At 63.3% G+C, this 25998-nt stretch carries 24 protein-coding genes and 1 pseudogene; 12 read left to right on the top strand and 13 right to left on the bottom strand.

From position 1 onward, the window contains the following. Positions 1–197: 197 nt before the first annotated feature. Positions 198–2966 carry a PAS domain-containing protein gene (locus tag JL100_RS32600; protein WP_202685711.1) on the bottom strand — a complete coding sequence of 923 codons (2769 nt, stop codon included), beginning with the start codon at positions 2964–2966 and terminating at the stop codon, positions 198–200. A gap of 98 nt (positions 2967–3064) precedes the next feature. On the opposite strand from JL100_RS32600, the gene tnpA reads away from it, so the two are divergent. The 4 genes from tnpA to JL100_RS32580 all read left to right on the top strand — a co-directional run bounded on the left by tnpA (position 3065) and on the right by JL100_RS32580 (position 5694). After that, complete coding sequence (gene tnpA / locus JL100_RS32595; RefSeq protein WP_228421521.1) at positions 3065–3439, top strand: IS66-like element accessory protein TnpA; 375 nt, start codon at positions 3065–3067, stop codon at positions 3437–3439. After that, a complete protein-coding gene (gene tnpB, locus JL100_RS32590) occupies positions 3436–3783 on the top strand; it encodes an IS66 family insertion sequence element accessory protein TnpB (RefSeq protein ID WP_202685791.1) in 348 nt (115 codons plus the stop codon). The genes tnpA and tnpB overlap by 4 nt, the downstream gene beginning before the upstream one ends. Positions 3784–3845: 62 nt before the next feature. Beyond that, positions 3846–5471 carry an IS66 family transposase gene (tnpC, locus tag JL100_RS32585; protein WP_202685790.1) on the top strand — a complete coding sequence of 542 codons (1626 nt, stop codon included), beginning with the start codon at positions 3846–3848 and terminating at the stop codon, positions 5469–5471. A 1-nt stretch (position 5472) separates the two neighbouring features. Further along, positions 5473–5694, top strand: a complete 222-nt coding sequence (locus JL100_RS32580) for a hypothetical protein (protein ID WP_202685789.1) — start codon at positions 5473–5475, stop codon at positions 5692–5694. Here the strand turns inward: JL100_RS32580 and JL100_RS32575 are convergent. The 3 genes from JL100_RS32575 to JL100_RS32565 form a co-directional block, all read right to left on the bottom strand. Continuing rightward, on the bottom strand, positions 5657–5875 hold the full coding sequence (locus JL100_RS32575; protein WP_228421567.1) for a hypothetical protein: 219 nt from the start codon (positions 5873–5875) through the stop codon (positions 5657–5659). The two genes, JL100_RS32580 and JL100_RS32575, sit on opposite strands and share 38 nt — an antisense overlap. A gap of 302 nt (positions 5876–6177) precedes the next feature. Continuing rightward, positions 6178–6756 (bottom strand): recombinase family protein, encoded by a 579-nt coding sequence (locus JL100_RS32570; RefSeq protein WP_202685757.1) that lies wholly within the window; start codon positions 6754–6756, stop codon positions 6178–6180. Positions 6757–6809: 53 nt separating this feature from the next. Next, positions 6810–7211, bottom strand: a complete 402-nt coding sequence (locus JL100_RS32565; protein WP_202685756.1) for a DUF2384 domain-containing protein — start codon at positions 7209–7211, stop codon at positions 6810–6812. A gap of 397 nt (positions 7212–7608) precedes the next feature. Between JL100_RS32565 and JL100_RS32560 the strand changes: the two genes are divergently transcribed. Then, complete coding sequence (locus JL100_RS32560) at positions 7609–8163, top strand: hypothetical protein (RefSeq protein ID WP_202685755.1); 555 nt, start codon at positions 7609–7611, stop codon at positions 8161–8163. Between the two features lie 85 nt (positions 8164–8248). Here the strand turns inward: JL100_RS32560 and JL100_RS32555 are convergent, their stop codons facing one another. From JL100_RS32555 to JL100_RS32535, 5 genes are read right to left on the bottom strand one after another with little or no spacing between them, the layout of a single operon-like run. Next, positions 8249–8881, bottom strand: a complete 633-nt coding sequence (locus JL100_RS32555; RefSeq protein WP_202685754.1) for a hypothetical protein — start codon at positions 8879–8881, stop codon at positions 8249–8251. Next, a complete protein-coding gene (locus tag JL100_RS32550) occupies positions 8878–10815 on the bottom strand; it encodes a hypothetical protein (RefSeq protein WP_228421566.1) in 1938 nt (645 codons plus the stop codon). The genes JL100_RS32555 and JL100_RS32550 overlap by 4 nt, the downstream gene beginning before the upstream one ends. Before the next feature lie 50 nt (positions 10816–10865). After that, a complete protein-coding gene (locus JL100_RS32545; protein ID WP_228421564.1) occupies positions 10866–12233 on the bottom strand; it encodes an ISKra4 family transposase in 1368 nt (455 codons plus the stop codon). A 33-nt stretch (positions 12234–12266) separates the two neighbouring features. Beyond that, positions 12267–12839 (bottom strand): IS3 family transposase, encoded by a 573-nt coding sequence (locus JL100_RS32540; RefSeq protein ID WP_228421562.1) that lies wholly within the window; start codon positions 12837–12839, stop codon positions 12267–12269. Beyond that, positions 12836–13207, bottom strand: coding sequence for a hypothetical protein (locus tag JL100_RS32535; RefSeq protein ID WP_202685854.1), 372 nt, complete (start codon positions 13205–13207; stop codon positions 12836–12838). The genes JL100_RS32540 and JL100_RS32535 overlap by 4 nt, the downstream gene beginning before the upstream one ends. A 273-nt stretch (positions 13208–13480) precedes the next feature. Here JL100_RS32535 and JL100_RS32530 point away from each other — a divergent pair. Both JL100_RS32530 and JL100_RS32525 read left to right on the top strand, forming a co-directional pair. Continuing rightward, a pseudogene (locus JL100_RS32530) lies at positions 13481–14338 on the top strand (IS256 family transposase); the annotation flags it as partial. A gap of 96 nt (positions 14339–14434) precedes the next feature. Further along, the gene (locus tag JL100_RS32525) at positions 14435–15823 is read left to right on the top strand and encodes an ISKra4 family transposase (protein WP_202685630.1); all 1389 of its coding nucleotides are present in this window, start codon (positions 14435–14437) and stop codon (positions 15821–15823) included. 157 nt (positions 15824–15980) lie between these two features. Here the strand turns inward: JL100_RS32525 and JL100_RS32520 are convergent, their stop codons facing one another. The 4 genes from JL100_RS32520 to JL100_RS32510 all read right to left on the bottom strand — a co-directional run bounded on the left by JL100_RS32520 (position 15981) and on the right by JL100_RS32510 (position 18106). Then, positions 15981–16547, bottom strand: a complete 567-nt coding sequence (locus JL100_RS32520; RefSeq protein ID WP_202685631.1) for a pentapeptide repeat-containing protein — start codon at positions 16545–16547, stop codon at positions 15981–15983. Then, positions 16537–16755, bottom strand: coding sequence for a helix-turn-helix transcriptional regulator (locus JL100_RS32515; protein ID WP_202685632.1), 219 nt, complete (start codon positions 16753–16755; stop codon positions 16537–16539). The genes JL100_RS32520 and JL100_RS32515 overlap by 11 nt, the downstream gene beginning before the upstream one ends. 194 nt (positions 16756–16949) lie before the next feature. Then, positions 16950–17396 carry a type II toxin-antitoxin system VapC family toxin gene (locus JL100_RS36950; RefSeq protein WP_407697044.1) on the bottom strand — a complete coding sequence of 149 codons (447 nt, stop codon included), beginning with the start codon at positions 17394–17396 and terminating at the stop codon, positions 16950–16952. An 8-nt stretch (positions 17397–17404) separates the two neighbouring features. Continuing rightward, positions 17405–18106: a DUF433 domain-containing protein gene (locus JL100_RS32510; protein ID WP_202685634.1), complete on the bottom strand. Its 702-nt coding sequence runs from the start codon at positions 18104–18106 to the stop codon at positions 17405–17407. A 923-nt stretch (positions 18107–19029) separates the two neighbouring features. On the opposite strand from JL100_RS32510, the gene JL100_RS32505 reads away from it, so the two are divergent. From JL100_RS32505 to JL100_RS32485, 5 genes are read left to right on the top strand one after another with little or no spacing between them, the layout of a single operon-like run. Next, positions 19030–20355 (top strand): GTPase-associated system all-helical protein GASH, encoded by a 1326-nt coding sequence (locus tag JL100_RS32505; RefSeq protein WP_202685635.1) that lies wholly within the window; start codon positions 19030–19032, stop codon positions 20353–20355. A gap of 56 nt (positions 20356–20411) precedes the next feature. Next, positions 20412–21305 (top strand): TRAFAC clade GTPase domain-containing protein, encoded by an 894-nt coding sequence (locus JL100_RS32500; protein ID WP_202685636.1) that lies wholly within the window; start codon positions 20412–20414, stop codon positions 21303–21305. Between the two features lie 2 nt (positions 21306–21307). Next, entirely contained in the window at positions 21308–22165 is an 858-nt protein-coding gene (locus JL100_RS32495) for a TRAFAC clade GTPase domain-containing protein (protein WP_202685637.1), read from the top strand. 12 nt (positions 22166–22177) lie between these two features. Continuing rightward, a complete protein-coding gene (locus JL100_RS32490; RefSeq protein ID WP_202685638.1) occupies positions 22178–24652 on the top strand; it encodes a GAP1-N1 domain-containing protein in 2475 nt (824 codons plus the stop codon). Positions 24653–24670: 18 nt separating this feature from the next. After that, positions 24671–25780 (top strand): caspase family protein, encoded by a 1110-nt coding sequence (locus JL100_RS32485; RefSeq protein ID WP_202685639.1) that lies wholly within the window; start codon positions 24671–24673, stop codon positions 25778–25780. Positions 25781–25998 lie beyond the last annotated feature (218 nt).

Genomic DNA, 25998 nt, shown 5'->3' with positions numbered 1-25998 from the left:
GGGCATGACGCAAGAGCGGCCACGATGACGAGGCGCCTCAGCATACGGTGACCAAAACACGCCCTGTGACCGATACAAACTCTTGGCATTCCTGCCCCATCATGTTCCTTCCCAACCAGTGCAATGCATTTCCGCTCAGCGTCTGCAGCGCCGCAGCGCCGGGCAGGCTGCCTTCCCGTGTTTCCTCGGTATCTTGATCAAGCCGCGGCGTTTAGCTGTTGCTCCAGCGCTCGACCGAGTTGCGCGGGCATCACCGGCTTGTACGCGATGCCCAGATCATGGTCGGCGCACGCACGCAGGAACTGCAAGTCGGTTTCGCCAGTCAGGATCAGTCCGGGTATAGGGTGGTCGAACAGGGCGCGGATGGCCACGACCGCCTCGGTGCCCGTGCGTCCGTCCAGTAGCCGGTAATCGGCAAGCACGATATCGGGCCGGCGGCCCGCATTCCGGACCTGAGCGACAGCCTCCTCGGCGCTGATGGCGGCAATCACCTCGTAGCGCCACTCGGTCAGAATCGCCTCCAGGCTCGTCAGCACCAGGGTGTCATCGTCTATCACCACGACCAGCCGGCCCTGCCCGTCCTGTTCCGAGCTATCGCCCCCGGACAACGTCGGCACCGGCATGGTTCCCGTCATGGCGAGAGGCAACTCGACGCTGAAGGTGGAGCCCTCGCCCGGCCGGGATCGCGTCTCGACCCGGTGGCCAAGCAGGTCCGCGATGCGCCGGACGATCGCCAGGCCGAGACCAAGACCTTGGCTCCGGTCGCGCGCCTGGTTGTCCACCTGATGGAACTCCTCGAAGATCTGCTCAAGCTGCCCGGGCGGAATGCCGATGCCGGTATCCTCGACCGCGACGCGCAGACGATCCTCGATCCGGCGGCAGGCGATCCGTATGTGGCCGGACCTCGTGTAGCGCACGGCGTTCTCGACCAGGTTTCGGAGCACGCGCCCGAGCAGCGTCATGTCGGTGCGGACTGCCTCGGTACAGGTCTCGACCTGCCAGCCCAGTCCCTTGGCTGCGGCAGCCGGACCATAGCTCGCGTCGATCCCATCTAGCACCGCGGAGACCGGGAACTCCGTGATCTCCGGCTTGACGATGCCGGCGTCCAGCCTCGATACGTCGAGCAGGCTGTCGAGCAACGCCTTCAAGGTGTCGAGCCCATGTTCCAGATGTTGCAGTGCCTGCTGGCCACGCGCGCTCTGGACGTGGCCCCTGAGCACGCCGGTGAACAGGGTAAGGGACTGAAGAGGCTGGCGCAGGTCGTGGCTGGCGGCTGCCAGGAACTTGGACTTGGCGAGGTTGGCGCGCTCCGCTTCTTCCTTGGCCTGGCGCAACGCTTCCTCCCGGGCCTTGCGCTCGGTGATGTCGCGGGAGACGCCGATGATCCCGACGACGGCACCGACGGGATCGCGCAACGGCGTCTTGGTCGTCAGGAACACCCGGGGCTCGCCATGGTGCCGGTCCGGAATGGATTCCTCCAGAACCTCGGTCACGCCGGTCTCCATGATGCGCATTTCCTGGTCCCGCATCACGGTGGCGATCTCCAGGGGAAACATATCGGCATCTGTACTCCCGATGATGGTCTGGCGCGGATGGCCGAGGACGCCGGCGGCCGCCGAGTTCAGTGTGATGCAATGCCCCTCCCGGTCCTTGGCGAATATGGGATCAGGTGCGCTCTCAATCACAGTCTCCAATAGCGTTTGCTGGCGGCTCAGGTCCTCTTGCAGGCGACGCCGCTCGGTCACATCCTGAAAATAAATGGCCAAGCCCTCACGCGACGGAAAAGCGCGCACCCGATACCATTTCTGGTGCGGCGCGTAGTAGTCCTCGACCTCAATCGGCACCCGCTCCGTCATGGACCGATGATCCTCGTGCCAGAACCGGCTGCCCACGAGTTCCGGGTAGGCGTCCCATAGGATCATGCCGACCTGGTCCTGTCCCCCCGCGGCTCCGTTCCGGGCACGCTCGTTCATGAAAGTGATGCGCCAGTCACGGTCGACCTCGAACACGCCGTCGGTAATGCAGTCGAAGACCTCGGCGACCTTGCGCCTAGCGACATAAGCTTCATCGCGCGCCCGGTTGTAAGCCTCCAGGCTCTCTGCCATGGCGTCGAAGGCGCTCCCGAGCGCAACCAGTTCCGAACCGCCGTCCCTGATGCCGGCCCTGGAGGTATAGTCGCCGTCGCGCCAGCGTTCGGTTGCCGCCACCAGGGCCCGCACCGGACCGCGCAGGTAGCGGCGTGTCCCCCACCAGGCCACGGCCAGGGCGAGAAGCGTCGTGGCGCAGAGCCCTCCCAGAGAACGCCACAGGGTGCCCCGGATCGGCGCCAGCGCCGCAGCCTTGCCCAGCCCGACCATGACGAACAGGCCCTGCGCACCTGTGGCTGGCGGGACATAGCCCTGCACCCGCATGACGCCGTCGAGGCCGGCCAGATCCACGCTGCCGCTCTGTGCGGCCTCCAGCAGCGGCCGGTACGGCTCGGGCAGCGGATTGCCGGCCGCGCCGGCCACCTCAGGCGTGCGGGCAAGCACGGTTCCGTGCCGATCGGCGATGGTGAAGGCGGCTCCCACGGGCAGCAACTGGTCGGCGAGATAGTGCTCGAACCCACTCAGGTCAACCAGGGCGATGATGAAGCCGGCCGGGGCACCGGCCCGGTTCCGGTAGGGCATCGCGAAGGACAGGGCCGGCCTGGAGGTGTCCCGGCGGAGAACGAACTCTCCGACCGCGAAGCCGCCGGTCTCCCGGGCGAGGCGGGCGTGGGGGCTCTCGCTTGTGGACAGGCCGAGTGCTGCCTGCATGGTCGCGCACCGGATAACCCCGGCCCCATCGGTCGCGGTAACGCCGAGATAGGCGGGATAGCTCCTGCCCAGTCGGGCCGCCATCTCCTGGCATCCCGCCATGTCGCCGTCACGCAGGACCGGGGACTCGGCCCAGGTGCTGAGAAGTTGGCGGAGCCCCTCGATCATGGTAACCGGCCGATCCAGGCCGCCTTACAAGGATTTTGCTATCGAGATAGCTTACGTCGTTAACGACGTCGTTATGGACGTCAACAGCGAGGTGAGATATGCGGGTGGAGGTTCTGAATGGAAGTGAGCGCCGGCGTCGCTGGTCTTTGGACGAGAAGATGCGGATTGTCGCCGAGGCTGCCGCTCCCGGGTCGAGCGTCTCGGAGGTGGCGCGCCGGCATGACATCTCCCGGCAGAACATCTATCAGTGGCGCTGCGAGTTGAAGCGCAAGGCCGTCCATCCAACGGGCAAGGCCGTATTCCTCCCGGTCGAGGTGACGGAGGAGGAGCCGGGCCTGGGCGCCGGATGTGGCGGGGATGCGCCAAGCCACCCTGTCGAGATCGGGCTGCGCAGTGGCCGCACCCTGCGCTTTGCCGCCGACCTTCCGGATCGCGTTCTGATGCGGCTGATCCGGGTCGCGGAGGCGGCATGATCGGCCTGGGCACCGGCGTTCGGGTCTATCTCGCCTGCGGGGTCACGGACCTGCGCAAGGGAATCACCGGGCTGGCGGCGGTCGCGCAGGAGCACCTCCGGCAGGCCCCCGGCTCGGGTGCCGTCTTCGCCTTCCGGGGGCGTCGGGGCGACAGAATCAAGCTGCTCCACTGGGACGGCCAGGGGTTTTGTCTGTATTACAAGGTTCTCGAGCAGGGCCGCTTCCCCTGGCCGGCACCTTCGGACGGATCGGTACGGCTGACGGCGGCACAACTGGCAATGCTGTGGGAGGGAATCGACTGGAGGCGTCCCGCCTGGACTGCCGGACCGATGCGGGTGGGATGATTTTCCCTGTTCATGACTGATGAATACTGTCACCAGGGGCGGATTTTTGTTAGACTTGTTCCATGCCGCCGTTGCCCGATGCCCTGCCCGACGACCCAGCCGCCCTGAAGGCGATCATCCTTGCCCAGCGTGAGGAGATGGCCCGCGCCAGGGCCTCGGCGCTGGCCTTCGAGGCCCTGGTCCAGGCGCTCCGGATCCAGATCGCCAAGCTGCGGCGGCAGCGGTTCGGACCGAGTTCGGAGCGGATCGGCCGTGAACTCGAGCAACTCCAGCTGACGCTCGAGGACGTCGAGGTGGCGATGGCCGCCAACGACGCTTCGGCCGAACGTTCCGATGCCGATGACGCCGGGGAGGAGCCGGCATTGCCGAGGACCGAACCGCGCCGGCGGGGTAAACCGCGCCTTCGCGACGACGCGCCGCGCGAGCGGATCGTGCTCGATCCCGGCGACCACTGCCCCGACTGCCGCGGCCCGCTTCGTCTGCTCGGCGAGGACTTGTCCGAGGTCCTCGAGTTCGTCGCGGCCAAGCTCAAGGTGATCGAGACCAGCAGGCTGAAGAAGTCCTGCCGGCTGTGCGAGAGGATCGTCCAGGAGCCGGCGCCGTCCCGGCCGATCCGGCGGGGAATGGCGGGTCCGGCCCTGCTGGCCCATGTCCTGGTCTCGAAGTTCGACGATCACCTGCCCCTGTACCGCCAGGGCGAGATCTTCGCCCGGATGGGGGCCGACATTCCCCGGTCCACCCTGATCGACTGGTGCGGCCAGGCGGTCGCGGCGCTGCGCCCCCTGACCGAGCTGATCCGCGCCGAGGTCATGCGGTCGGACCGGCTGCACGCGGACGATACCCCAATCCGCGTCCTCGATCCCGGACGCCGCGCCGCCGAGGGCAAAACCCGCGGGGTCAAGGAAGGACGGATCTGGGTTTATCTCCGCGACGACCGGCCCTGGGGCGGAAGCGATCCGCCCGCCGTGACCTACTTCTTCTCGCCCGACCGCAAGGGCGAGCACCCGCAGGCCCATCTCGCGGGCTTCGAGGGCGTGTTGCAGGCCGACGCCTACGGCGGCTTCAGGAAGCTCTACCAGCCGGGCGCCGAGGGTCATCGGCGGATCCGCGAGGCGGCGTGCTGGGCTCATCTGCGCCGCGCCTTCCACGACGTCTGGAAGTCCACCGGCTCCCCAATCGCCCTTGAGGCGCTGGAGCGGATCGGCGTCCTGTACGACATCGAGCGCGAGATCACCGGGCGACCGGCGGAGGAGCGCCGCCGCATTCGGCAGGAGCGAAGCCGGGGTCCGGTCGAAGCCTTCCTGGCCTGGTGCGAGGACCGGCTCCGGCGCATTCCCGGCAAGGGCGACCTGCCAACCGCAATGCGCTACTTCCTCAAGCGCGTCGAGGCCTTCTCCCTGTTCCTCGAGGATGGGCGCGTGGCGATCGACAACAATCCGGCCGAGCGGGCGATCCGGCCGATCTCGGTGGGCAGGAAGAACTATCTCTTCGCCGGCTCGGACGCCGGCGGCGCGGTGATCGCGGACGCGATGACGATCATCGAGACGGCCAAGCTCTCGGGTCTCGATCCCGAGGCCTATCTCGCGGCCGTACTCGACCGCATCGGCGACCAGCTGGTCAGCCGCCTGCACGAACTCCTGCCCTGGAACTGGGCCTCCAGCGAGGCGCTCCGGGCACAAGCCGCCTGAAATGGCCGCGATCGGCTCCGTCTTCACCATCGCTCGCGTCGCCGACATGCTCGGCGAGGACGAGGATCTGCTGCACGAGGTCAGTCTCGACATGGAACCCGAGGACGGCGTCCTCTGGATCTACGGCGTCGGAGGCGAGGAAGTCCTGGCGTTCACTGCCTTCGGCATCGAGAGCCTGCGCGACCTCATACCCCTCTACAAAAAACCAGTCCCTGGGCCTTGAACGGCCGGTTACCGATCATGTGGGTGTAGCCATCGTCAACCAGGACGGCGAGCCGCTCCGCCTCGGCATTGAGGGCGGTCACACGTTCATTATGCAGTTGGATCAGATTGGTGATCTCGATCGCAACTATGGGAACAACAACCAGCATCACGAGCAGGATGAGGCGACGCAGAAGACTCATGGGGGCTTCCCTGACCCAATATTGTTCTTTTCAGAACACTTATCTTAAAAACGGATCGACCACAATAAATGTTCTTCGCTCCAGGGTACTATGTCCTCTGGTTACTTATCCAGTCGATGGACTCTAATTATAGGGAAAGTTTCTTCAGGAACTGCAGTCGATTTCTACGCGGTAGTGTGGAGGGGCGACGATCTTGCATTCTCGATCCGGAGGACCCCGGGAGGGAGGGCGACTGAGTCGGACGCCTTGTACTTCGGCACAAAGTCACCCCGTGCCGCCCGGGGATCATGCGGGATTGCCACTCACTCGGACGCCGGTAAAACTGCTGATCCAGCTAGACCATAACGATACATGGTGCTGATCCCCACCTCCAGCGTCGCTGCGACGTCTTTGATTGGCATACCCCCAGCCAGCAGGTGCCGCGCCGCCTCGATCTTGGCCTTTCCCATAGCTTTCGGCCTTCCGCCCTTCCGCCCTCTTGCTGCGGCGGCCTCAAGGCCCGCTACCGTCCGCTCACGGATAATGTCGCGCTCGAACTGCGCAAGAGCGCCGAAAATGTGGAAGGTCAGGCGCCCGCCTGCCGTGGTGGTGTCGATGCTCTCGGTCAGCGACCTGAAGCCGATACCGCGCCGGTCAAGACCGGCAACGATGTCGATCAGGTGCGGCAAGGACCGAGCCAAGCGATCCAGTTTCCAGACCACCAACACGTCGCCCTCGGTCGCATACACCAGGGCCTCGTTCAGCTTCGGCCGGTCGGCGCGCATGCCGCTCATCCGGTCCTCGAAGATGTGCCGCCGGTCGACGCCCACCTTCAGCAAGGCGTCGATCTGGAGGTCCGAGTTCTGGTCCGTCGTGGAAACCCGTGCGTAGCCGATCAGCATTGTCAGGAGTACCGTTCTCGATTGGGGGCAGGAGACGACAGGACGCCGTTGTCTCAGGTCTGTCGCCCTCCCTCCAAATGGTCATCGGCCTGCTCACCCGACAGCATGTCCTTGAGCTTCTCATCAAGCGGTTGGTTGATGCTGGACCATCTCAGGATGTCGGACAGCAACTTCAAGGCCCGTCCATTTAGCTCAGGGCTTCGGCGTGCGGCATCAAGCGGGGTAAGGTCATCCAGACGAGGGTGAGCCGCCTGAAGCCATTCTGTCGCTTGTTCATGGGTATCGAAGGTGAGTTCGGCGTGCTGAATGATCTCTCGCGCCCGACTGTGCGGGGTGCCATCCCGTCCCGCGCAGAGCTTGGAAACTTCCTGACGCAATTGCTCGGTTTCGGCCGCTGCTTCTCGTTGCTGGCTCCGCAACTCCTCGATCGCAAGCCATAGGTCTCGTTCGGCCATTTTGCTCTCCCTGCTGTTTCCGATGTCCCCAGAAGCTATGTTCGATCTTCCCAAAAACGGCGACGTCAGTGTTTCGAGAAGAAATGATATGAGAGACGTTTTCGAGATAATCAGGATGGGGCCGGATCTGAGAAACTGCCAGAGCGCATTCGAGGTTCCTAAAAACGTAGGTTTTCGGGAAATCATGCTGCAAAATGCGTGAGGTGCGCACATGGCTGAAAAACCTCCAGTTTTCCCAGAAGAAATAGTGAAAAAAGCCTGCTATGCTGAACCGAGTAGTTATATGCATATGATAAACCGGTTGCCCAAGTTATGACTGGCGAACTCCAGCATGACTAGCCCATGTTCTGCTTACGGGTAAACTGGATTAACCTAACTTAGCAGAACGGACGTATCGATGATCACGTATGAGACGATTGGCGACTACCTTTTGGCGTGGCGGCACGATACTTCTCTTGCAGCAGTTCCGATCAAGATGGCGGCTGATGCACACGGGCTTACGATAGCAGAGATCGAAGAGTTACTTGAAGTCGAAGATTTGCCATCAGTATCCATTGCTGGGAAGAGGTATATTCCGGCAATTGCTCTGGCTGATATGGAAAATAAAGAGCAAAAACAGCTTACTGCTGCCTTGTCTCTCTTGGAGAATGCTGCTCGATTGAAGATCACCGTAACATGCGAGTCACTGATGCATGCGATTGGTCTATCTATTCATTCACTCGAAGATCAACGGACTTTTGACAGGATACTCAGTCTCATTCACCACGACTCACAACCCTATCTCACCGTCCTCCTTCCGGTACTCTTGCGCAAAGATAACACGGATAACGCGATGCCTCCTGACAGCTTTCTCATTTTTGTACGCCGAGAGGGCTTGATGGAGGGAGACGAAAGGGGGTTCGTCGACCGACAGATCAAGCGAGTATGGCGCGATTACTCCGAAAGGAACTGAGGGTCAGAAAAGCGTACAGCGGCCTTGACGACGGCTGGTAGGGTGATCGATCTGCTCGTCAGTTATCGTCTTGGTTCGCCCGCTTTCAATGGAGCGCCCTGACGTTCAAGACCTCCAGGTCGGCGCGGTAGTTTGCCACCTGCTGCGCCTGGTAGGGCGTCAGGCCGATGTGCTCGCGGACCATGGAGGCGATCTTGCGCGGCGGGTGGCCGGCGGACATCCCGGCCGTCACCACGTCGCGGACGAGCTGTTCCTGCTCGGCGGTGATCTCCCGGATCTTGTCCATCCGGTAGGTCTCCAGGAAGGTCGCGATCTTGCCGTTGCGCTGCGCCAGGTTGACCTTGAGCCTCGCCGGCTCCGCCTTCTCCAGCACGTCGGCGCCGTCGATCGCCGCCCGGCCGCCCGCTTCCATGACGGGGAGCAGGCGGTCGATCGCCAGGCCGTACAGGCGGGCCATGCCCGACCGCTTGAGGCCGGAGGCCGCGGCGACCGCCGCCCGGAGTGCCGTGTAGATCCGGTCCGCCACCTTGCGCTCGGCGGCGTCGGCCGCCGACAGGGTGGGCGATGCCGCCTTGGCAAGTTCCACCAGCTCGTCCTCGTCCGGCTCGTCCGGCAGCTCGTATGTCGGGAGGTCGTCGTCCGCCAGCAGCTCGTGCATGCCGTCGGTCTCGCCCTCCCCGAGCTTGGTGCCGGGCGGGCCGTCGAAGATGATCGTCATTTTGATCGGCCGGTGTAGTGGTTGAAACGTGCCATGGCGTCGGCGTCGTCGAGCCTGATCTCGCCGTACCAGTGGGTGTTCATCAGCAGTTCCTTGCCGATGTTGCGGCCGCCGATCCGGGCGTCCGCGACCTTCCAGATCGCTCGCGGGTCAGGATCTTTGAGCAGCTTGGTGACTGCCCGCCGCTCCCGCGCCGACAGCGTGACCGGCTTCTGGCCCAAGTCCTTGAACCGGTCGAGAACGTCGGCGTAGTCGGCGGCGTAGGCCAGCTCGTCTTCCGTCTTCGGATCGCTGACCGGCTTGAGGGCGGAGAACTCCACCGCCAGCTTCAGGTTCTTGCGCAGGCTGTCCCAGGATTTCTGGGTCGGCACGAAGCCGAACCGGGCCCAGGCGTAGCCGCCGACGTCGATGTTGGCGTGGACCTTGACCTTGGACACGCCCAACTTCTCGTACTCGTCGAACTGCGCCTTCAGGACCGCCTTGCCGATGCCGCCGCCCTGGCCCTCGCCGTTGATGACGAAGGCGTTGTGCGACACCACCAGCTCGCCGCCGTTTTCGCGCATGAAGCTCCGGGTGTTCCGGCCGGTCATGCCGCCCTTGACGAAGCGAGTTTCGACCGCCGCCATCTCGGCTGCGTCGTCCGGCTTGTCGATGTCGGCCTCGTAAGCCTGGCGCCGGATCTTGACCGTGAACTGCGTCCCTTCCGGGAACGCCGCCTGGGTCGCCTTGGCGAAGCTCTGCACCTGCTCGAACTTCGGCAGGCCGATCTCGTCGATCGGTTTGCCGTCGATCGGCCGGTCGTAGTTGGCCCGCTCGCCGCGGAGCTTCTTGCGGGTGTCGGTGATCTCCCGCTGGATCCGCTCGCCGCGCGTCTGCGGCGTGAAGCCGAACTTCCGCCCCGCCTCCTCCATGCGCCGCTGGTAGGCGATGTCGTTGGCGGCCAGAGCGCCCGCCGTGACGGCGGTTCCGACGCCGGTCAGCGCCGAGTAGCCGGCCGCGGCGTAGCCTGCGGCGCGGACACCCGCGCGGGGGGAGCGCAGGAGCGAGCGGGCGACCGCTGCCGCCGCTCCGGCGACGCCGATGCTGGCGGCGGTGGCCGCGGTCGCCTCGACGATCTTGGTCGGCGTCTCGCCCATCTGGTTGCGCGGCCGGGGGCGCGCGGGCTGGAGCCTGACCGGCGTTGGCCGATCGCGCTCGTTCACCAGCCCGTCGCCGTCGGCATCCCGACCGGCCCTACCGTCTCTTTTCCAGAGCGCGCCGAATGTCGTCGGCGAACCCGAACCCACAAAAGGGCGGTCGAACTTCTCAACCTCCTTCATCGGATCGTCGAGATTGTCCGACAGGTTGCCGTCAACGGCACCCTCGTCGCCGTCCAGGTCGAGCACCACGTTGCGGCGCTCGTCGTCCTTGGAGGTCGGGTCGGCCGACCGGACGTTCATCGCGGCCATCGACTCGTCCGAGGTGTAGGAGCCGCCGGCGCCGCCCAGGATCGAGCCGAAGTCCGGCATGCCGTCGGATGTCCGCTCCGGCAATCCCACGGCGCCCCGGATGTTCGGCGTCTCGCGATCGCCGAGGCCGAGTGCTCCCCGGATGTCCGGCTGGGCGTCGCCGCCCTGCTGCTGGGGAGCGCCGGCGAGCAGCGCCTCGCGGATCCCCTGGAGCCATTCCGGCGTGAGCGCCTGGCGGAAGTCGGGAACCCACTGCGGCGTCAGGGCGCGGCGGAAGTCCGGCATCCACGAGCCGTCCTCGCCCATCGGCATACCAGGTTGGCCCGGGAGCATCCCAGGCTGCCCCGGCATCATGCCCGGCTGGCCCGGCAGGATCGGCTTGCCGTCCGGCCCGGTCTGGATGCCCATCATGGCGTGGCGGAAGTCGTCGTCCGCCAGCTCCTTGATCAGCAGCGCGCCGTTGCCGGTGAAGATCGCGTGCTCCATGCCGAGCGGGTCCAGGCCCAACTCGGCGGGAACTGCCGCGCGATTGGGGGTCAGGCCGCCGTGGCCGTTTCGCAGGCTGGATTGGCTTGAGCATCGAAGAGCTGTCCGAAGCCGGAGCCGAGCTTGCCATTGAGGACGGCGCAGCGGACCTGGAGCAGGAGGTCGGCACCGCGACGGGACCAGCGCATCTGCTGGGATTTGTTCATGCGGCGGTTGACCAGGAAGTTGGCCGAGGCTTCGGTCAAGGCGGTGCCGACCCGCAGACCGGCGCCATGACGCTCGGCGTAGTCGGTGAGCCAAGCGCTTTGATTGGACAGGTACCGGTCGATCTCGCGCAACGCGGTCCACAGCCGACGTGACGACGGATCCTTGTTCCGGCCGCCTGGCTCACCTTGGAAAGCTGGCATGACGCTACGGATGCGCTCGAGGGTGACCTTGGCATCCTTGGCCCGGCCGTTCCAAATGCGCCAGCGCAGGCGGTCGACTTCCGCGACGATCACCGCCTTCGCGCGCTCCCGCTCCAGGGCGTCGGCCGTCAGGCTGTCGGCCGTCGTTTCGGCATGGCGCAGCCGCATGGCGACGTGGAACCAGTCGAGCAACGGCGGCGCGGTGATCCCGGCGTTGACCAGGATCGAGCGCAGCCCGGAACCGCCGTCGGTGAAGGCGGTCAGCCCGGTGTTCTTAGTCTGGCCGACCTCGGCCAGGCTGCGCCGGATCAGCGCCGCGATCGCGGTGTCGGTCTTTGCGACCGCGGCGAAAACCTGCCGGGTTCCGTCCGACGTCTCGACGTTGCCAAGGCGGACTTCCAGGTGCCGCTGGTCGTCCTCGCCGCTGCGGATGAACGTTGAATCCAAGGTCAGGGTGATCGCCGCTGCCGAGGCCTCCGGCTCGGCCGGGATCACCTCGCGCAGCCCCTCGCCGACCCGCAGGGTGCACCGGCGAACGGTCTCGGAATGGATCCCGGCATCGACCGGCAGGAAATGTTCGAGCAGGCCGGCGGTGACCCGGTACGGCAGGAGCGCCGATAGCTGCGCCCGCAGCCGGTCGAGTTCGGGCGTCGAGCGGCAGTGCGCCGGCCAACCAACACCATCCTCCGCCCCGCCACATTTGGCGCAGCGGAAACGGGGCAGCCGGAGCGTGACCTGGCCGAACACGGTGGCGATCCGGCGCGGGCGGTAATCCTTGACCTGACACGGTACCGTGCAGAATCGGCAGGTCGGCCGCCGGGCGGCATGGTCCCGGCCCTGCGCCGCGACGACCGCCTGCTGGACCTGGGCCATAAGCCGCTTGCCATCCACCAGGCTCAAGCCAAGATCCCCAAGGTCGCCCAGGTCACCGGGACGGACGATCTCCAGCACATCGACGCTCCGGACCATGCCCTCGACCCCGGTTTCCACCAGGCGCAAAACCAACCCCATCCTCATTCCCCAGCCGCTGAAACGTACGGCCGGTCATAGCCTGCCCAGCATAACTCCCCCAATCTCGCGGCAGTCTCGGCTGATCGGCTCGAGCGCCGAAAAGCGCGAGCCGTCGGTCGAGACATGATGCCCGACGATCTCGGAGTTGAAGTGGTCGATGGCGGCGAACACCCAGACCCGGCCCTCCTCGGCCGTCTGCACCAGGGTGGCGTCGGTTCCCCACATCACGTCCGGAGCCTCGGTCAGGATGGTGCCATCATGATCGTTGGCCGGGCTTAGCGGCGGCCGGAACGGCGAGAGCAGCTGATTGTCGCACATCAGGCGCAGCACGCGGTTGCGACCGACCGGCAGACCCAGGCCGTAGTGCAGGCGGGCCCAGACCTTGCGATGCCCCTCGCCCGAGAATGGCGAGGCGGCAAGGTCGTCCCGGATGGCGGCGAGCAGGCTGATGTCATAGACCGGCGGCTTGGGGCCACGCGGCTTGGCAGGAGCGGCGTTGGCCGGGCGACGCACCTGGTAGAAGGTCGAGCGCGGCAGGGCCCAGATGCGGCAGACCCGCTGCACGCCATAGGGCCGGTGGGGCGAAGGCGAGATCGCCGCGCTCATCTGCGCGACCTCGCCCTGGGAAAAGGCGTGCTGGTCTCCAGGCGCCCGATCCTGGCGCGGAGCAGGTCGTTCTCCATGCTCAGTTCGCCGACCCGCTTGTGGGCGGCGTCGAGACCGGCCTGGAGAGGATCATCGTCGCTACGCTCCTTCAGGCCGGCATCCATTGCCGCCAGCGCGTTGTCACGCGAGCGCTCCAGCCGGTAGACCTCGACGCCGATCTCACGCGAGACCACATCGAGTAACTCGCCGCGCAACAGCCGGAGGACCACCTCGCGTTTGCCAGTAGCGCTCCAGCGCTGAATGACCGTCGCTCCAGCCTTGTCGCCAGTACTCGTCGGCAGCTTCGGGTTGTTCTTCGGATTTGCCATCGGTTCTTCCCCATAGACAATCCGGTGTCCAACTTCATCGACGGCAGATTATCCATAGATTTTGCAGCGGCTGGCTGATCGGGTAGAAGGGATGGATTGGAGACGGCAGGAGCATAGCGGGGATGGCAAGGCGGGAGCGTCCGTTCAAGGGACGGCAGTTCACGGCGGAAGTGATCCTGTGGGCGGCTTCGTGGACTCACTGTTCGACGTTGCCGGGGACTATCGGGAATTTCGTGCTTGGCGGGGTTATCCTGAAACAGAAGGAGACCCTGAATGGCCCGACGCAAAGATCCTGTTATCCCTGACGCGATCCTTGACCAGCTGCTGGCTGGAGCCGATGCGAAGACGGCATTCGACCAGAACGGCCTGCTCGACCAGCTGAAGAAGGCGCTGACGGAGCGGGCGCTGAAGGCGGAGCTGGATCATCATCTGGCTGGAGATGAGAGCGGCAACCGTCGCAACGGTTACGGCCACAAGACGGTGCTGACCGATGGCGGCTCGATGGGTCTGTCCATTCCCCGCGATCGGTCGGGGACGTTCGATCCGGCGCTGATCGGCAAATACCAGCGGCGCTTCCCCGGCTTCGACGAGAAGATCATCTCAATGTACGCACGCGGCATGTCAACCCGGGAGATCACGGGACACCTGCGGGAGCTCTATGGCATCGAGGTGTCGGCCGACCTGATCTCCACGGTGACGGACGCCGTGATCGAGGAGGTGACGGCCTGGCAGAACCGGCCGCTGGAGGCGATCTACCCCCTGGTGTTCCTGGATGCCATCCGGGTCAAGATCCGCGACGAAGGTCTGGTCCGCAACAAGGCCATCCATGTCGCCATCGGCGTGCGGGCCGACGGCGCCAAGGAGGTGCTGGGCCTGTGGATCGAACAGAACGAGGGCGCCAAGTTCTGGCTGCGCGTCCTGAACGAGTTGAAGAACCGGGGTGTGGAGGACATCCTGCTGGCCGTCGTCGATGGGCTGAAAGGCTTTCCCGAGGCGATCGCGGCTGCCTATCCGGAGACGATTGTTCAGACTTGCGTCGTTCATCTGCTGCGCCACAGCATGGAGTTCGCGTCCTGGAAGGACCGCAAGGCCATCGCCGCCGCCCTGAAGACGGTCTACGACGCTGTCGACGACGGGAGCATGGCAAACTGTGGGAGTCGGGATCTGGTGGAGGGTATCGGCGATAGATAGGCTGGCCCTCCAGTAGAAGCAGCCTTTGGAACGAGCATGCGTATTGAGATCCAGCTCCGGATCGTTGACGACGACAATAACGTGATCAGCGAGGGCGAGATCCTTCAGTTCGACAAGGGTGACGACCGACTTGAGATGATCGGTCTATCGTTCGATGAAGCGAAGGCGGCGCTGGCCGGCATCCAGGGAGGCGTGGTCACCGCCCAGGCGGCAAGTTTTCTGGCACGGCATCGGAGTTGTGATCTCTGCGGCAGTCTGCTGCTGAGCAAAGGGCCGGGCCGAACCCGGTTCCGCACTGCCTTCGGCACCATCGCGCTATCCAGTCCGCGCTTTCATCACTGCTCCTGCCAGCCTCGGACGGCCAGGACTTTCAGCCCGCTGAACCTGCTCCTGACCGCACGCATCGCCCCGGAACTGCTTTACCTGGAGACCCGCTGGGCCTCGCTGGTGTCCTATGGCATGACAGCGGAGTTGCTGAGGGACGTCTTGCCGATTGGCGGCACCGCTGACGCCTCGACCGTCCGCCGGCACCTGCACAAGGTCGCCGGCCGTCACGATGCCGATCTCAGCGACGAACAACCGGGTGGCCTTGGCGCGGGCGAGGACCAGCCGCTCCCGCAAGGATCAGTCATCGTCGGCATCGATGGCGGCTACGTCCGGAACTGGCACGACAGGAAACATAACTTCGAGGTCGTAGTCGGCAAATCCATGGCTGCGGGTCACGATGACCGCTACTTCGGCCTTGTTCGGAGCCAGGATGAGCAGCCGGGACGCCGATTCTGCGAGGTTCTGCGATCTCAGGGCCTGCCGGTGATCCAGCCGGTCACGATGCTGACCGACGGCGGCGACAGCGTCCGCGCCCTGGGAGGTGAACTCTCACCCGGCGCGGTGCATATCATTGACTGGTTCCACATCGCCATGCGGATGACCGGGCTGGATCAATACGTCAAAGGCTTGGCGCACCACAATCCCGTCGAGGCACTGGCACTGCAGCACCGGCTGGAAAGGATCAAATGGCGGCTCTGGCATGGCGACGGCGATGAGGCCCTGATCCGAGCGCAGGGGCTGGCGGCGGATGTCGCCGTCCTGAACACCGCTTATCCCAGGCTGAAGCGGCTGATCAAAGCGGCCGCCGGATTGGCCACCTACATCGCCAACAACGGCGCGGGGATCGTCAGTTACAGCCGACGCTGGGACAACGGCGAACGGATTTCCACCGCCTTTGCGGAGTCAACGGTCAACCTCGTGATCAGTCGGCGCTTTGCTAAAAAGCAGCAGATGCAGTGGTCGAAGGTTGGCGCCCACCAGCTCCTGCAGACCCGAACCAAAGCTCTCGACGGCACACTGCGCGATCTGTTCACCCGGTGGTATCCGGGCATGAGCGTCAACGACAATCAAGTCCCGAATCTCGCCATGGCAGCCTGATCATCTCCCACACCTTGCCATGCTCCCCCGGCGAACTGACGCTGACAAGCCCCTGAAGAAACCCGCAATATTCGGCATTATTTTTACATAATCGGCGCTTCTCTTTCAGAGCACCACGAGGTGGACATTGCCGTGCGTTCCAACTTGAGATTTAACTTCAATAAACCACGAGTTGCGGGCATGGTACCCGGCTATGCCCGCCAACGATAGTCAGCCTCCATTCCTCGCTGCCGCAGCCTGAACTGCCCCACGGTTTCTGGTGCTCTCTCGCGGAGAAACGCATAGCTGAGATCTGCATTGTTAGACGTGCGCCGCTGAGGTCTGCACGACCAAAATACGCACCCTTGAGGTCCGCATGACTGAGGTTTGAGCGCCTAAGATGTGCGCTGAAGAGATCCGCGTGGCTGAGATTTGCGCGCCTGAGATGCACATCGCTAAGGCCCGTGTTTCGGAGGTCTGTACCACTGAGGTTCGCGTCGCTGAGGTTTGCGCCGCTGAGGATTGCGTCGCGGAAGCTCGCCTTACTGAGATTCATGCCACTAAGGTTTGCATCAACGAGGTTTGTACTGTTGAAATACACACCGCTGAGGTTCATACCTCTGAGGTTCGTGTTGCGGAGGTCTGCGCTGGTGAGGTCCATCGCAACTTCCGGATTTTTCACCCTCCATGCATTCCAGGCCTCTACCCCTTGCTTGAGCAGTGTGATGCGTTCTTCATCGGCCATGTGACACCTCACTGTCAGCTAGAAATTTATAGTCGTCGGGGCGATCAGGTCGGTCAATGTGCTCTTGATGCCATGTTCGAAAACGGCCGTATTTGAACGGCTGTGGGATCTTGCCCAAGGTGGTCAGCCGGTCGAGGTGACGGACGCTGATATCGAGCAACGCCGCTGCCGGTTCGCGGCGGAGCAAGTCAGGATCTATCGAACGCATGATCGTCTCCAGCAGATAGAGAGGCGGACTGGGACGCAAAAAACGCCGCTAGGCTGTTGCCTGCGGCGTTGTAGGTGCGGTGAGATCGCACGTGTCCTTGCCCCGATTAATAAACGCTCATCTGACTGTTGCAAGCGTTTTTTGTCGCACCTGTGGACAAACAGGCATAATTCTGATATTAAACTTTGTTTTGCTTAAATAACGTCGGAAGTGACGATCTGTGGTCGTCGTGAGAAAGGATTGACTAATTGAACATTCCTCCCCCGATAATCGTCAACATTCCTGGTAGCAATAATAAACCCTCGGATGGATGCTGTAGCAGCTATACCAGTGTCCATTATATGAACCTCACGTGCAGCCAGCATTTCACCCCAGCGCAGGCTGATTTCGTGATCTATGGGCACAATCCTGTCTGCAAAGCTTGATAATAGCAACGAGAACCACTCCTGCCGCTTTAGAGCTTTAGAGCGTGCCTTCTCACTGCTAGCACGAGATAGACCCCGTATAATACCTTTCTGACCTTCCTTTACCGTAATTACGCTAAGGTACAGCGAGTTATCAGGGACACTGTCCATCCAAGCGTGGGCATTACGATTTCCGTGCGGGTCTTCCAATTCACTTAGAACATCCCGGTCTATCAAGTACCGATTCAACCGCGTCTCGCTTGATCATCTTCGGTATGGTCCTCCTCAGACAATACTTCTCTCATAGTTCCTGTTCCCTGTCTAAATATAGATTTTACTGTTCTAACAGGGTAAGGTCGGCCATGTTTTGGGTGAACTCGTGCATATTCAACTGCAATTTTGATCTGATCTTCCGACAGATTTGGATAATCATGGTTTATCTCTTCAATACTGATGCCACCTTCGACTAAAGCTGCGATTCGATGTACTTCTACGTTCGTTCCACGGATCAGGGCTTCTCCATTCTCACCCACCTCAATACCTTGGCTGGTCTGTTTTAAGTCTTCGATACCAGCTAAAGTTTCATCGACAGCGCGTTCTAAAGGTACATCAACACTTTTTTTACGACCAGATAAATCCTCTATAATGATATGCACTGAGGAGTAAACAATCTGATCAGCAAGTGCTTTATGTAAAGCTGTACGCAGCTTGTTGCGTACAACTCTAGAATATGATGGTGCGATCCGCAAATAGACTAAATCCAGCCCATTGATTGCACGTAAGCGCCGGTTACCATCCATGATGTAGCCGGGCTCTAAAATTCCACGCTGGAATGCTTTGCGGATTGAATCAGCATCCATGTTCGCCACCTGAGCCGCCTCTGCAACGCTAAGCAGATGACGCTTCAAATCGCCAAAGCTAACATTTCTCTGCGTTACTGGTGGCATTTGACGTACACTCCATTCTAACTCAGGGACAATATGACCCTGAATTGCCCATTTGTCAAATGGCTCCGTAGCCTGATGTTCGAAAATGGTCGATATGCAACGCTGAACGGGCGCGAGCTGAGGTGGCTCCACTTGTCTGAACAGTTTTTTCGGCGGATAGGTGGAGCACCTGCCGGGTTCAGGCTGCCGCGATTTGCGGAAGCGGGGTGAAGTAGGCCTGATCGGGTGTTTGCCGGTCAAGGCTGGAATGTGATCTGCGGGAGTTAGAGCCCGTTTGATAATTCGGAAATCATACACCTTGTTGTGGTTAGGTGTCTTATGACATACAACAGGATGTGCCTTGGAGCATTTATTAAACGGGCTCTTATACAGCGAAGCAACACAACGCCCATGGGACCGAGGTACGGGAAGTTCTTTATCCCTGGCATCCCTGGTTTGGCCGCGAGGTGCATGTTCACGAAGTCGTCAAGCGCGGCAACATGCCTGTGTTCTGGTGCAGCACGACGGCAGAACGGAAGGGGCGATGTCTGGCAGTGCCATCGAGGATGTTCGACCGCGCTGCATGCCTTCATCTTCACCCAGCCCAAGCGCCACAGGTCGATCTGGCCGCACTGCCTCGGCCTTGAACTCATCCGTGAATGCCCGTCGCATACTCGCCATCCATCACCTCCGCTCGGATCATACCGAGCTTGCTGAGGTATCCGCCAGACCGGATGAAGATCAGTCGTGTCGCGCGCCGCGATGATAGCCGCTCTATGGTTGGCGGTTCGGCGCGATGCGTGTTGGATGTTCGGGTGCCCGAAAGTGGTGGCGTCGTCTTGCTGGGAAAGCTATGAACATTTTGCACCCTCTGGTCAGGCGCCCCTTTCGCGCCGCCAAGCCGGGGGCACTGCCGGAATGGCGGCGGAGAGCGGGGAGCGAGCGTGGGCGACAAGACTTTAATTGGGTTCCTGAGGGCCGGGCTCATCGACGTTGGCGGCAACGACGCGAAGCTCGCGCTGCTTGAGGAAGCGGTCGTGGATCTAGCCGATATCCTCACGAGCACGCCGAGCAAGGTGCTTCCTTTCGCGCTCGTTGCGTTCGATCCGAATGCGCCGGCCAACGATCCGGTGATCAAAGAGGTGGCCGATACCGTCGAGGCGCGGTGGGCTACCTACGTCAATACCTTCTCCACGACTCCCGTCGCGCTTTTTCGGGGCCTGCTCCTGGCCGCTCTGGTCCGCGCCGCGACCGATGAGGATCGGATCGGCGTAGCGTTCGTCGCCTCAGCACGCAACGTGCTGCCTCGGATGGAAGTCGGCGCCGAAGGGCCAATCTGGGCCGACGCGGTACGTGACATTGAACAGAAGGTAGACAAGCGCGCGGAAGCCGAATGGGCCACTCCGGCGTCGATTCAGGCGTCGACTGTGACATACGAGCCGCCGGAGACCATTAAGGTAACAGCAGGTGACGCCGAATTCGATATGGCTAAACTTACTAAGGAGATCCTAGCAGCCACCGGGCCCCAAAACGGCGCCGGTCAAGCGACCGGAGGGAACCCGCACTGGCCGAACTCGCAGCCCCATTGGGCGCAGGAGTTCGCCACGCGGCTTGCTGGTGTCATAATCGCCACCGTCGAGACATCCGGCCGAGCGAGCGCGCCGTCAATCGACCTATCGGCGCCCCTGCAGCACCTGTATCGAACTGTGGTGATTCAGGTAGACGGCATGCTGAAGGCAGTGAGCGACGCGACCACTGGGCTGCAGCGTCGAACGAACCTGATCTGGTGGAAGGAAGCGCTGTTCTCGCCGTCAGCCAGGATCAGCTACCGAGAACTTCCGCCCTCGTGCGCGGCGGCGCTGATGGCCTACGATCTGCACTGCCAAGTCCCACTCTTCTCGCCAGCGAGCGTGTCCGCGTTCCTCCATGAAAGCGTCCTTAGACTACCGTCGCTCAACGGGCAGGCGCGCTTTCCCATCTCCCGGCTGTTGCAGGAGGCGCGAGACGCGGGTGATTTGGCGCCTCTGCGCGCTGCGGCTGCAGAGTCGGCGGCGATGAGGCTTGGCCGAGGGCCTGTGCTCGCCTTCCTGGGAGAGCAGCCCAGCCGCACCGCTCCCGATGAGACGGAGTTCCGCGCGCGAACAGGCGTGTCCGCAGCAACGGAGCTGACAATCCCGCAGTGGGCAACATGGCTCTTCCGCGAGATGCAGGCGATCCGCGCGTCCCGCGAAGCCGCGGACAGGAAACGCCGCGGGCGCAAGACAAAATGACCGTCTGCCGCCGTGAAACCTGTTTCGCTCCCGAGAGCGCCTGCGATCTCGGGCACATGGACATCAAGCAGTGCCCGTGCTGGACTGCGCCCGAGGAGGCACAGGCGGAGGAGCACGATGTTACGACGGATGGGATAGTCCTGCCCTGGTCGGGGAGTGCATTGGGCTTGGTCGATCTTGGGTTCGTTGCTGGAGGTGCCAAGCCTCTGGTGGTCGGCATCGCCGGACCGCAGGCTGCCGGCAAAACAACGCTGCTGGCGGCTTGGTACCTGCTTCTAGGACGCGGACAGGCGACGACAGGCAGTCGGCGTTTCGCAGGGTCCTATTCGATAGCGGGCTGGGAGGCTATCGCCGGTTCCCTCCGGTGGAGCCCAGGGCAAGCAGCCGCCTTCCCGCCGCATACGACGAGCCGCGGCGGCCGCGTGCCGGGCCTCCTGCACTTGGCGTTCCGCGAGGCAGACGGGCGCCTGCGCGCCTATCTCCTAGCCGACGCGCCAGGGGAATGGTTCCAGAAGTGGGCGGTCAACCGCGACGCGCCGGACGGCGAGGGAGCGCGCTGGGTAGCCGACCACGCTGACGTGTTCCTGCTGGTCGCAGATCGGGAGGCGCTCTCGGGGCCGACAATGGGCACAGCTCGCGGAGCGTTCCAGAACCTCGCTCGCCGCCTCGGCACCGAATGCCGGGAGCGTCCAGTCGCGCTTGTCTGGACTAAGGCGGACGTCGAGATCGCCCCTGAGATGGAGAAGGCGGTGCGCGACACTGTAATGGCTACGATCCCCGACGCGACCGAGTTCTTCGTGAGCGTCATCTCGGGACCGGGAGGCCCGACCGACATTGGGCGCGGCTTGGTTGAGCTCTTCGACTGGATGCTGAGCGCGCGCCGGGCGCCTGCTGCGCTGCTGCCGCCGGACGATAAATCGGACCCTCTTTTCGTGCTCGGAGCGCCCTGACGATGGCAACCATCGAAAATTCCATCCTGATCATCGGAGAGTCCGGAGTTGGCAAGACGCATTACGGCGCACAACTTCTGAATCGGCTAATGAAGGGTGATGGCCAGCTGCGTATGGACGGCGCGGCAACGAACCTCGAACCTTTTGAGGCCGCCAGGGAGCGATTGAATGAGGGTATGGCAGCTAGCCACACTGCGACCACAACCTATGTGGATAGCGTCTGGCCCATTGTTGGCCCCGAAAAGCTCAAGGCCGATCTTGTTTGGCCAGACTACGGCGGCGAGCAGATCAGAGCGATGGCTTCGAAGCGCCGCGTCCCTGCACAGTGGAGATCGCGCGTCGCCGGGGCGCCAGCTTGGCTACTGCTGGTGCGGCTCAATCAGATACGCACGACGCATGACATCTTCTCCCGGCCGCTACGCGACCTCAAGGTCCTCCGGACCGAGGAACCGACGGGCGACGCCGGCGACCACGAACCGGCGGGGCTGTCCGATCAAGCACGCCTTATTGAGCTGCTCCAGATGCTGGTCTACATCCGCGAAGCGGGCCGTGCCGAGCCTCTCCGGAGTCCCCACCTGACGGTGCTGCTGTCCTGCTGGGACGAACTCAGCGTGGATGGGTGCCCGCAAGACATCTTACGGGAGCGTCTTCCGATGCTGTCGGATTTCATCGCCAGTACGTGGGCCGAACCAAGCGTCATGGGGCTCTCGGCGCTTGGCAAGCCGCTAAGCCATATTGCGCCCGACATGGAGTACGTATCCCGCGGCCCCGAGCAGTTTGGCTTCGTCGTCCTACCCGACGGGACGCAGTCAAGCGACCTGACGCTCCCGATTAGCCATCTTGTGGCCGTGTCCACCTGAGCACAGCGTGCAATGCGGCTCGATCAGGCAATCTATGGCGAGAAGCGCGGGGGGCATAGCCTCATCAAGTCCACAGACGGTGGACGGTTCTCTGCATCGATCACCTCGCGGCTGGACCTGCCGGATACCGCGCCGCTGGGCGTGGATTGGTCGCCGTTCATCAGCGGCTTCGCCATTGGCGGATGCTACGTGCTGGCGCGGACCTTCCTCGACCTGAACGCTTCTAGGGCGGGCATGGTGCTGTCACACGCACTGATCGCGCCGCTGGAAGAGATCGCGCGGACGTCGGACTTAAGGCCGCTGTTCGCGTTGCTGCTTCGGGAACCGCGTGCACCAGCGACGCTCGCCCCTGCCGACGCGCCGCCCCCGGCGGGAGCGGCGCCGGAGTCGGACGAACTCGTCATGGTCGCCGAGGCGCTAGTCAACCGAGCAGGCGGGATCGCGGTTCGTTTGGGTGTCGCCGGCTTCGAGGACCTCGTCGCAGCGCTCTGGTTTCGCTTGTGGCCGGAGGCGCGGGCCGGCTTTTCCTTCCGGTTGAGCTTCGGCCCGAACGATCTTGTCGAGGTGCCACCTCCGTCGCTCGTGTGTACGCCCACGGTCCTGGCGTCGCGCTGGATCGGGCGGCGCATCATCAACGCTGTCCCATGCGCTCCTCTCTCCCGTGCCGCCTCCATCCTGCTCGGGAGCCCGGCGACGGATGGAGTGCTCGACTTCGGGCGGGAGATCGGCGCACGGCTCGACAGGTTTTCGGATCTGCCTCTCATCGAACGGGCCACCGCTCTGCACGAATCCGCCGCGCTCAAGTTCGATGAGAAAGTTTCAGCGCTCCGCCTAGTCGAGCGCTTGTCTCCTGATCCGTCCGTCGGCACGGCCGCTAAGGCCGGCATACTGGCCGACGTGGTGGAACTCCTGCCGTCCGCGTCGGCCGGAGACGTCCTGCTGCTCAGGAACATCACAGCATCCGCCTTTCCGAGCCCCAGTGCGTTGTGGTTGCGTCTGACGTCGTGGGCCGCAGAGAACAGCTTCCTGGCGAGCCAAGACGCGACAATGCTGCAGTTGCTCGCCGACGCAATGGCGAGCAACTGCGCCGTCCCGGACTGGCGCGGGGCTGTCCTCGGCGGGCTGAAGGAGGCGTCGGAGCGCCCAGCCTTCGCTGCCGCGTTCTGGCGTTGGATCCCGTTAGATTCGAAGATCGTGAGGGCATTGTTCGCGCATCTCTCCCCCGGACCAAATACCGAGGCCCGGCTGGCCGAGGCAGCTCCCGCAGGGATGCGTGGGGAAGATGCGGATGCGGTTATGGACCTAGCGTTGGGGCGCGATTGGATGCGTCTTCACGGTGCTGCCGCCAGCGCTGGCTACGAGCCGTCCGAGGCAGTCCATCGGCATCTCTCAGCTGATCCGAGCTCGAGGCGGGTGGACGGGATCCGCGCAGCGCTGCGCTGCGCTGCGCCCAACCAGGTGCTTGGGATTGCTATCCAACTCGGCGACCCACGTCTAGTGAGGACTGCAGCGGAAGAGGCAGCCAAGATGCCGCGTCTTTTGGCAGATATCAATATGGCGTCCGGCGTCGCCCAGGAAATCTGGGCCCAATCGGTGGCGCTCAATCCGGAGGCGTGGTGCGGTCCGGCGAATCCGACCGCCGCCTTTGGTGCGATCATAGATGCTGTCATCGCTGGCGAGCCGGCGAGCGCCGCCCGCCTCAACGCCCTGTCCGCGTCACCACTCGCTGATCTTTGTGACCAGCCGTGTAGGGCGGAGGCTTGGGATTTTACAGGAGAACCAGCGCGGACCGTGCTCCTGCGATCGACCGCCGCCGGATGGCTACAGCGTTCATCCACGAGCGTGCCGTTTGTTCCGGAGCCGGCGTTGCAGACGGTCATCCTCGATGGTGGAGGGCTCGACCGCATTCTGTCCGCCTTGGTGCAGACATCCGTGGGCGCCGCCGTCCAAATCATCGCCGCGCTTTCTGGGTACGACGAGCGGCGCTTCCTCTACTGGCTCCAAGGCCTTGCAGACTCCCGGCCGTACCTACCAGAACCCGACGCCGAGGCTATCGGGCGCCTAGTGCTCGGCCGGGGGTGGCGGGGTGCGGTGGATCGGTTCGTGTCGTTGACGTGGAGTGGGAGGACTGATGTCAAGGCGGCTCTTCGTATCTGCCATCCTATGGTCAACATCGTCACTCGGTGGTCGCTCGGCCTCGCGCCGGTGTCGCCGAGCGAGAAGTGGTTGGTTCTTGCGGGGATCGTCTCCGAGCTCTACCCGCACGGACCGGACGACCGCGAACTGTGGGACCGCGCCGGGGGAAGATCGTGGGAACTGAGGTCCGACGGGGATGGCCGTACCCGCTGGCACGCTGCGATCGCGTTGATGCAACGCGGTGGCGGGCCGCGCGTGCGCAACTTGCTGGACGAGATGGCGCACGACTATCCGGCGAACACAAACATAGCCTATCTTGCCCGTGACCGGGATTTCGGCGAATACAGCTGACAGGAGGAAGCGGCACTCATGAGTGAAGAACAAGCGAGCAAGGCTTCGGGCTTTCCCGTCGGCCACGCCTTGGTGGTCAGTATCGCAAACTACCGCGGCGTGACCCCGCTGCCCGAGGCGGTGCTCAACGACGCCCGCGACGTTTCGGCGCTCCTGACCTCACCTGACCATTGTGGCTACGATTCCCGCAACGTGAGCACCCTACTTGACTCCGAGGTGACGCTAGAGGCGCTGCGCGCAGGCCTGGCTTCGCTTGCCGCGCGTGCCGAAGCCGAGGACACTGTCGTCATCTTCTTCTCCGGACACGGTGCGCTCCTGGGCGATCCTGCTGATCCAACAAGCGTTCTGATCCCCTTCGACGCCAACTGGCGTGACCCGGCTGGCACTACCCTGTCGGAGGCGGAGTTCACCACCGCACTCGCACGGATCTCCGCCAAGCGGCTGGTGGTGCTACTCGACGCTTGCCACTCCGGCGGCGCCGGCAGCCTCAAGAGAGTAGCTGATCCGGATGTCCCAGCCCTCGGTTTCTCGGAGAAGACGCTCAACCGTTTGGCAACCGGGACGGGACGCGTCCTCATCGCCTCGTCGCGCGCGGAGGAGACGTCGCTTGTGTTCCGCGGGGCCCGGAACAGCCTATTCACGCAACACCTTCTAGACGCATTGCGTGGCACGGCGCGCACACATGGAGACGGAGTGATCCGCGTATTTGAGGTCTTCAATCACGTTGCCGTGAAAGTCCGTCACGGCTCCCAAGACGCTCAGCACCCGATCTTTAAGGCGAGTCAAGTCGAGGACAACTTCCCCATCGCACTCAATCGCGGAGGGATGAAGTCTGCAGTGCCCGGACCGACGCCCTACGCGCGGCCGGACAACTGGAAGCTGCTCGAAGACATCCTAGCGAATCTCTATCCCATGGGGCCGCAGGACCAGGACATCTGGGAACGGGCCGGCGGCGACGTGTCGCGTTTGCGTTTGACGGGCCGGGGCCATGTAGATTGGTACGCGGCGCTCAAGGCCCTTCGGCAAGGCGGAGGCGGAGCGCACATCACGTGGGACGGACTGATCGGCGCCTGCCTGCGCGACTTCCCACACCATCTGGATCTGAAGGAACTGGTTGGAGTGGTCTGAATGGCCCCGCTGCGCCCGATGGGACCGTTTCGGGGGCACTCAGTGGGGTTCCCTTCGTTTCCACCGTGCTTCAACAGACCATGGTGAGATGTGATCTGAACCCGGAAAACTAGCCGCATTAATGCACCAGGCCGGAAAGCGCTCTGAAGTTCTCTGCCTTTCTTCAACTTTTAGCTGTTCAGGCAAGGGTTGGCCGTAACGCCGATTGGGCGGCGCTG

Source organism: Skermanella mucosa (assembly GCF_016765655.2).
GTDB classification, from domain to species: Bacteria; Pseudomonadota; Alphaproteobacteria; order Azospirillales; family Azospirillaceae; genus Skermanella; species Skermanella mucosa.
The sequence above is the reverse complement of the archived record's forward strand: the minus strand, read 5'-3'. Positions and strand labels throughout refer to the sequence as shown.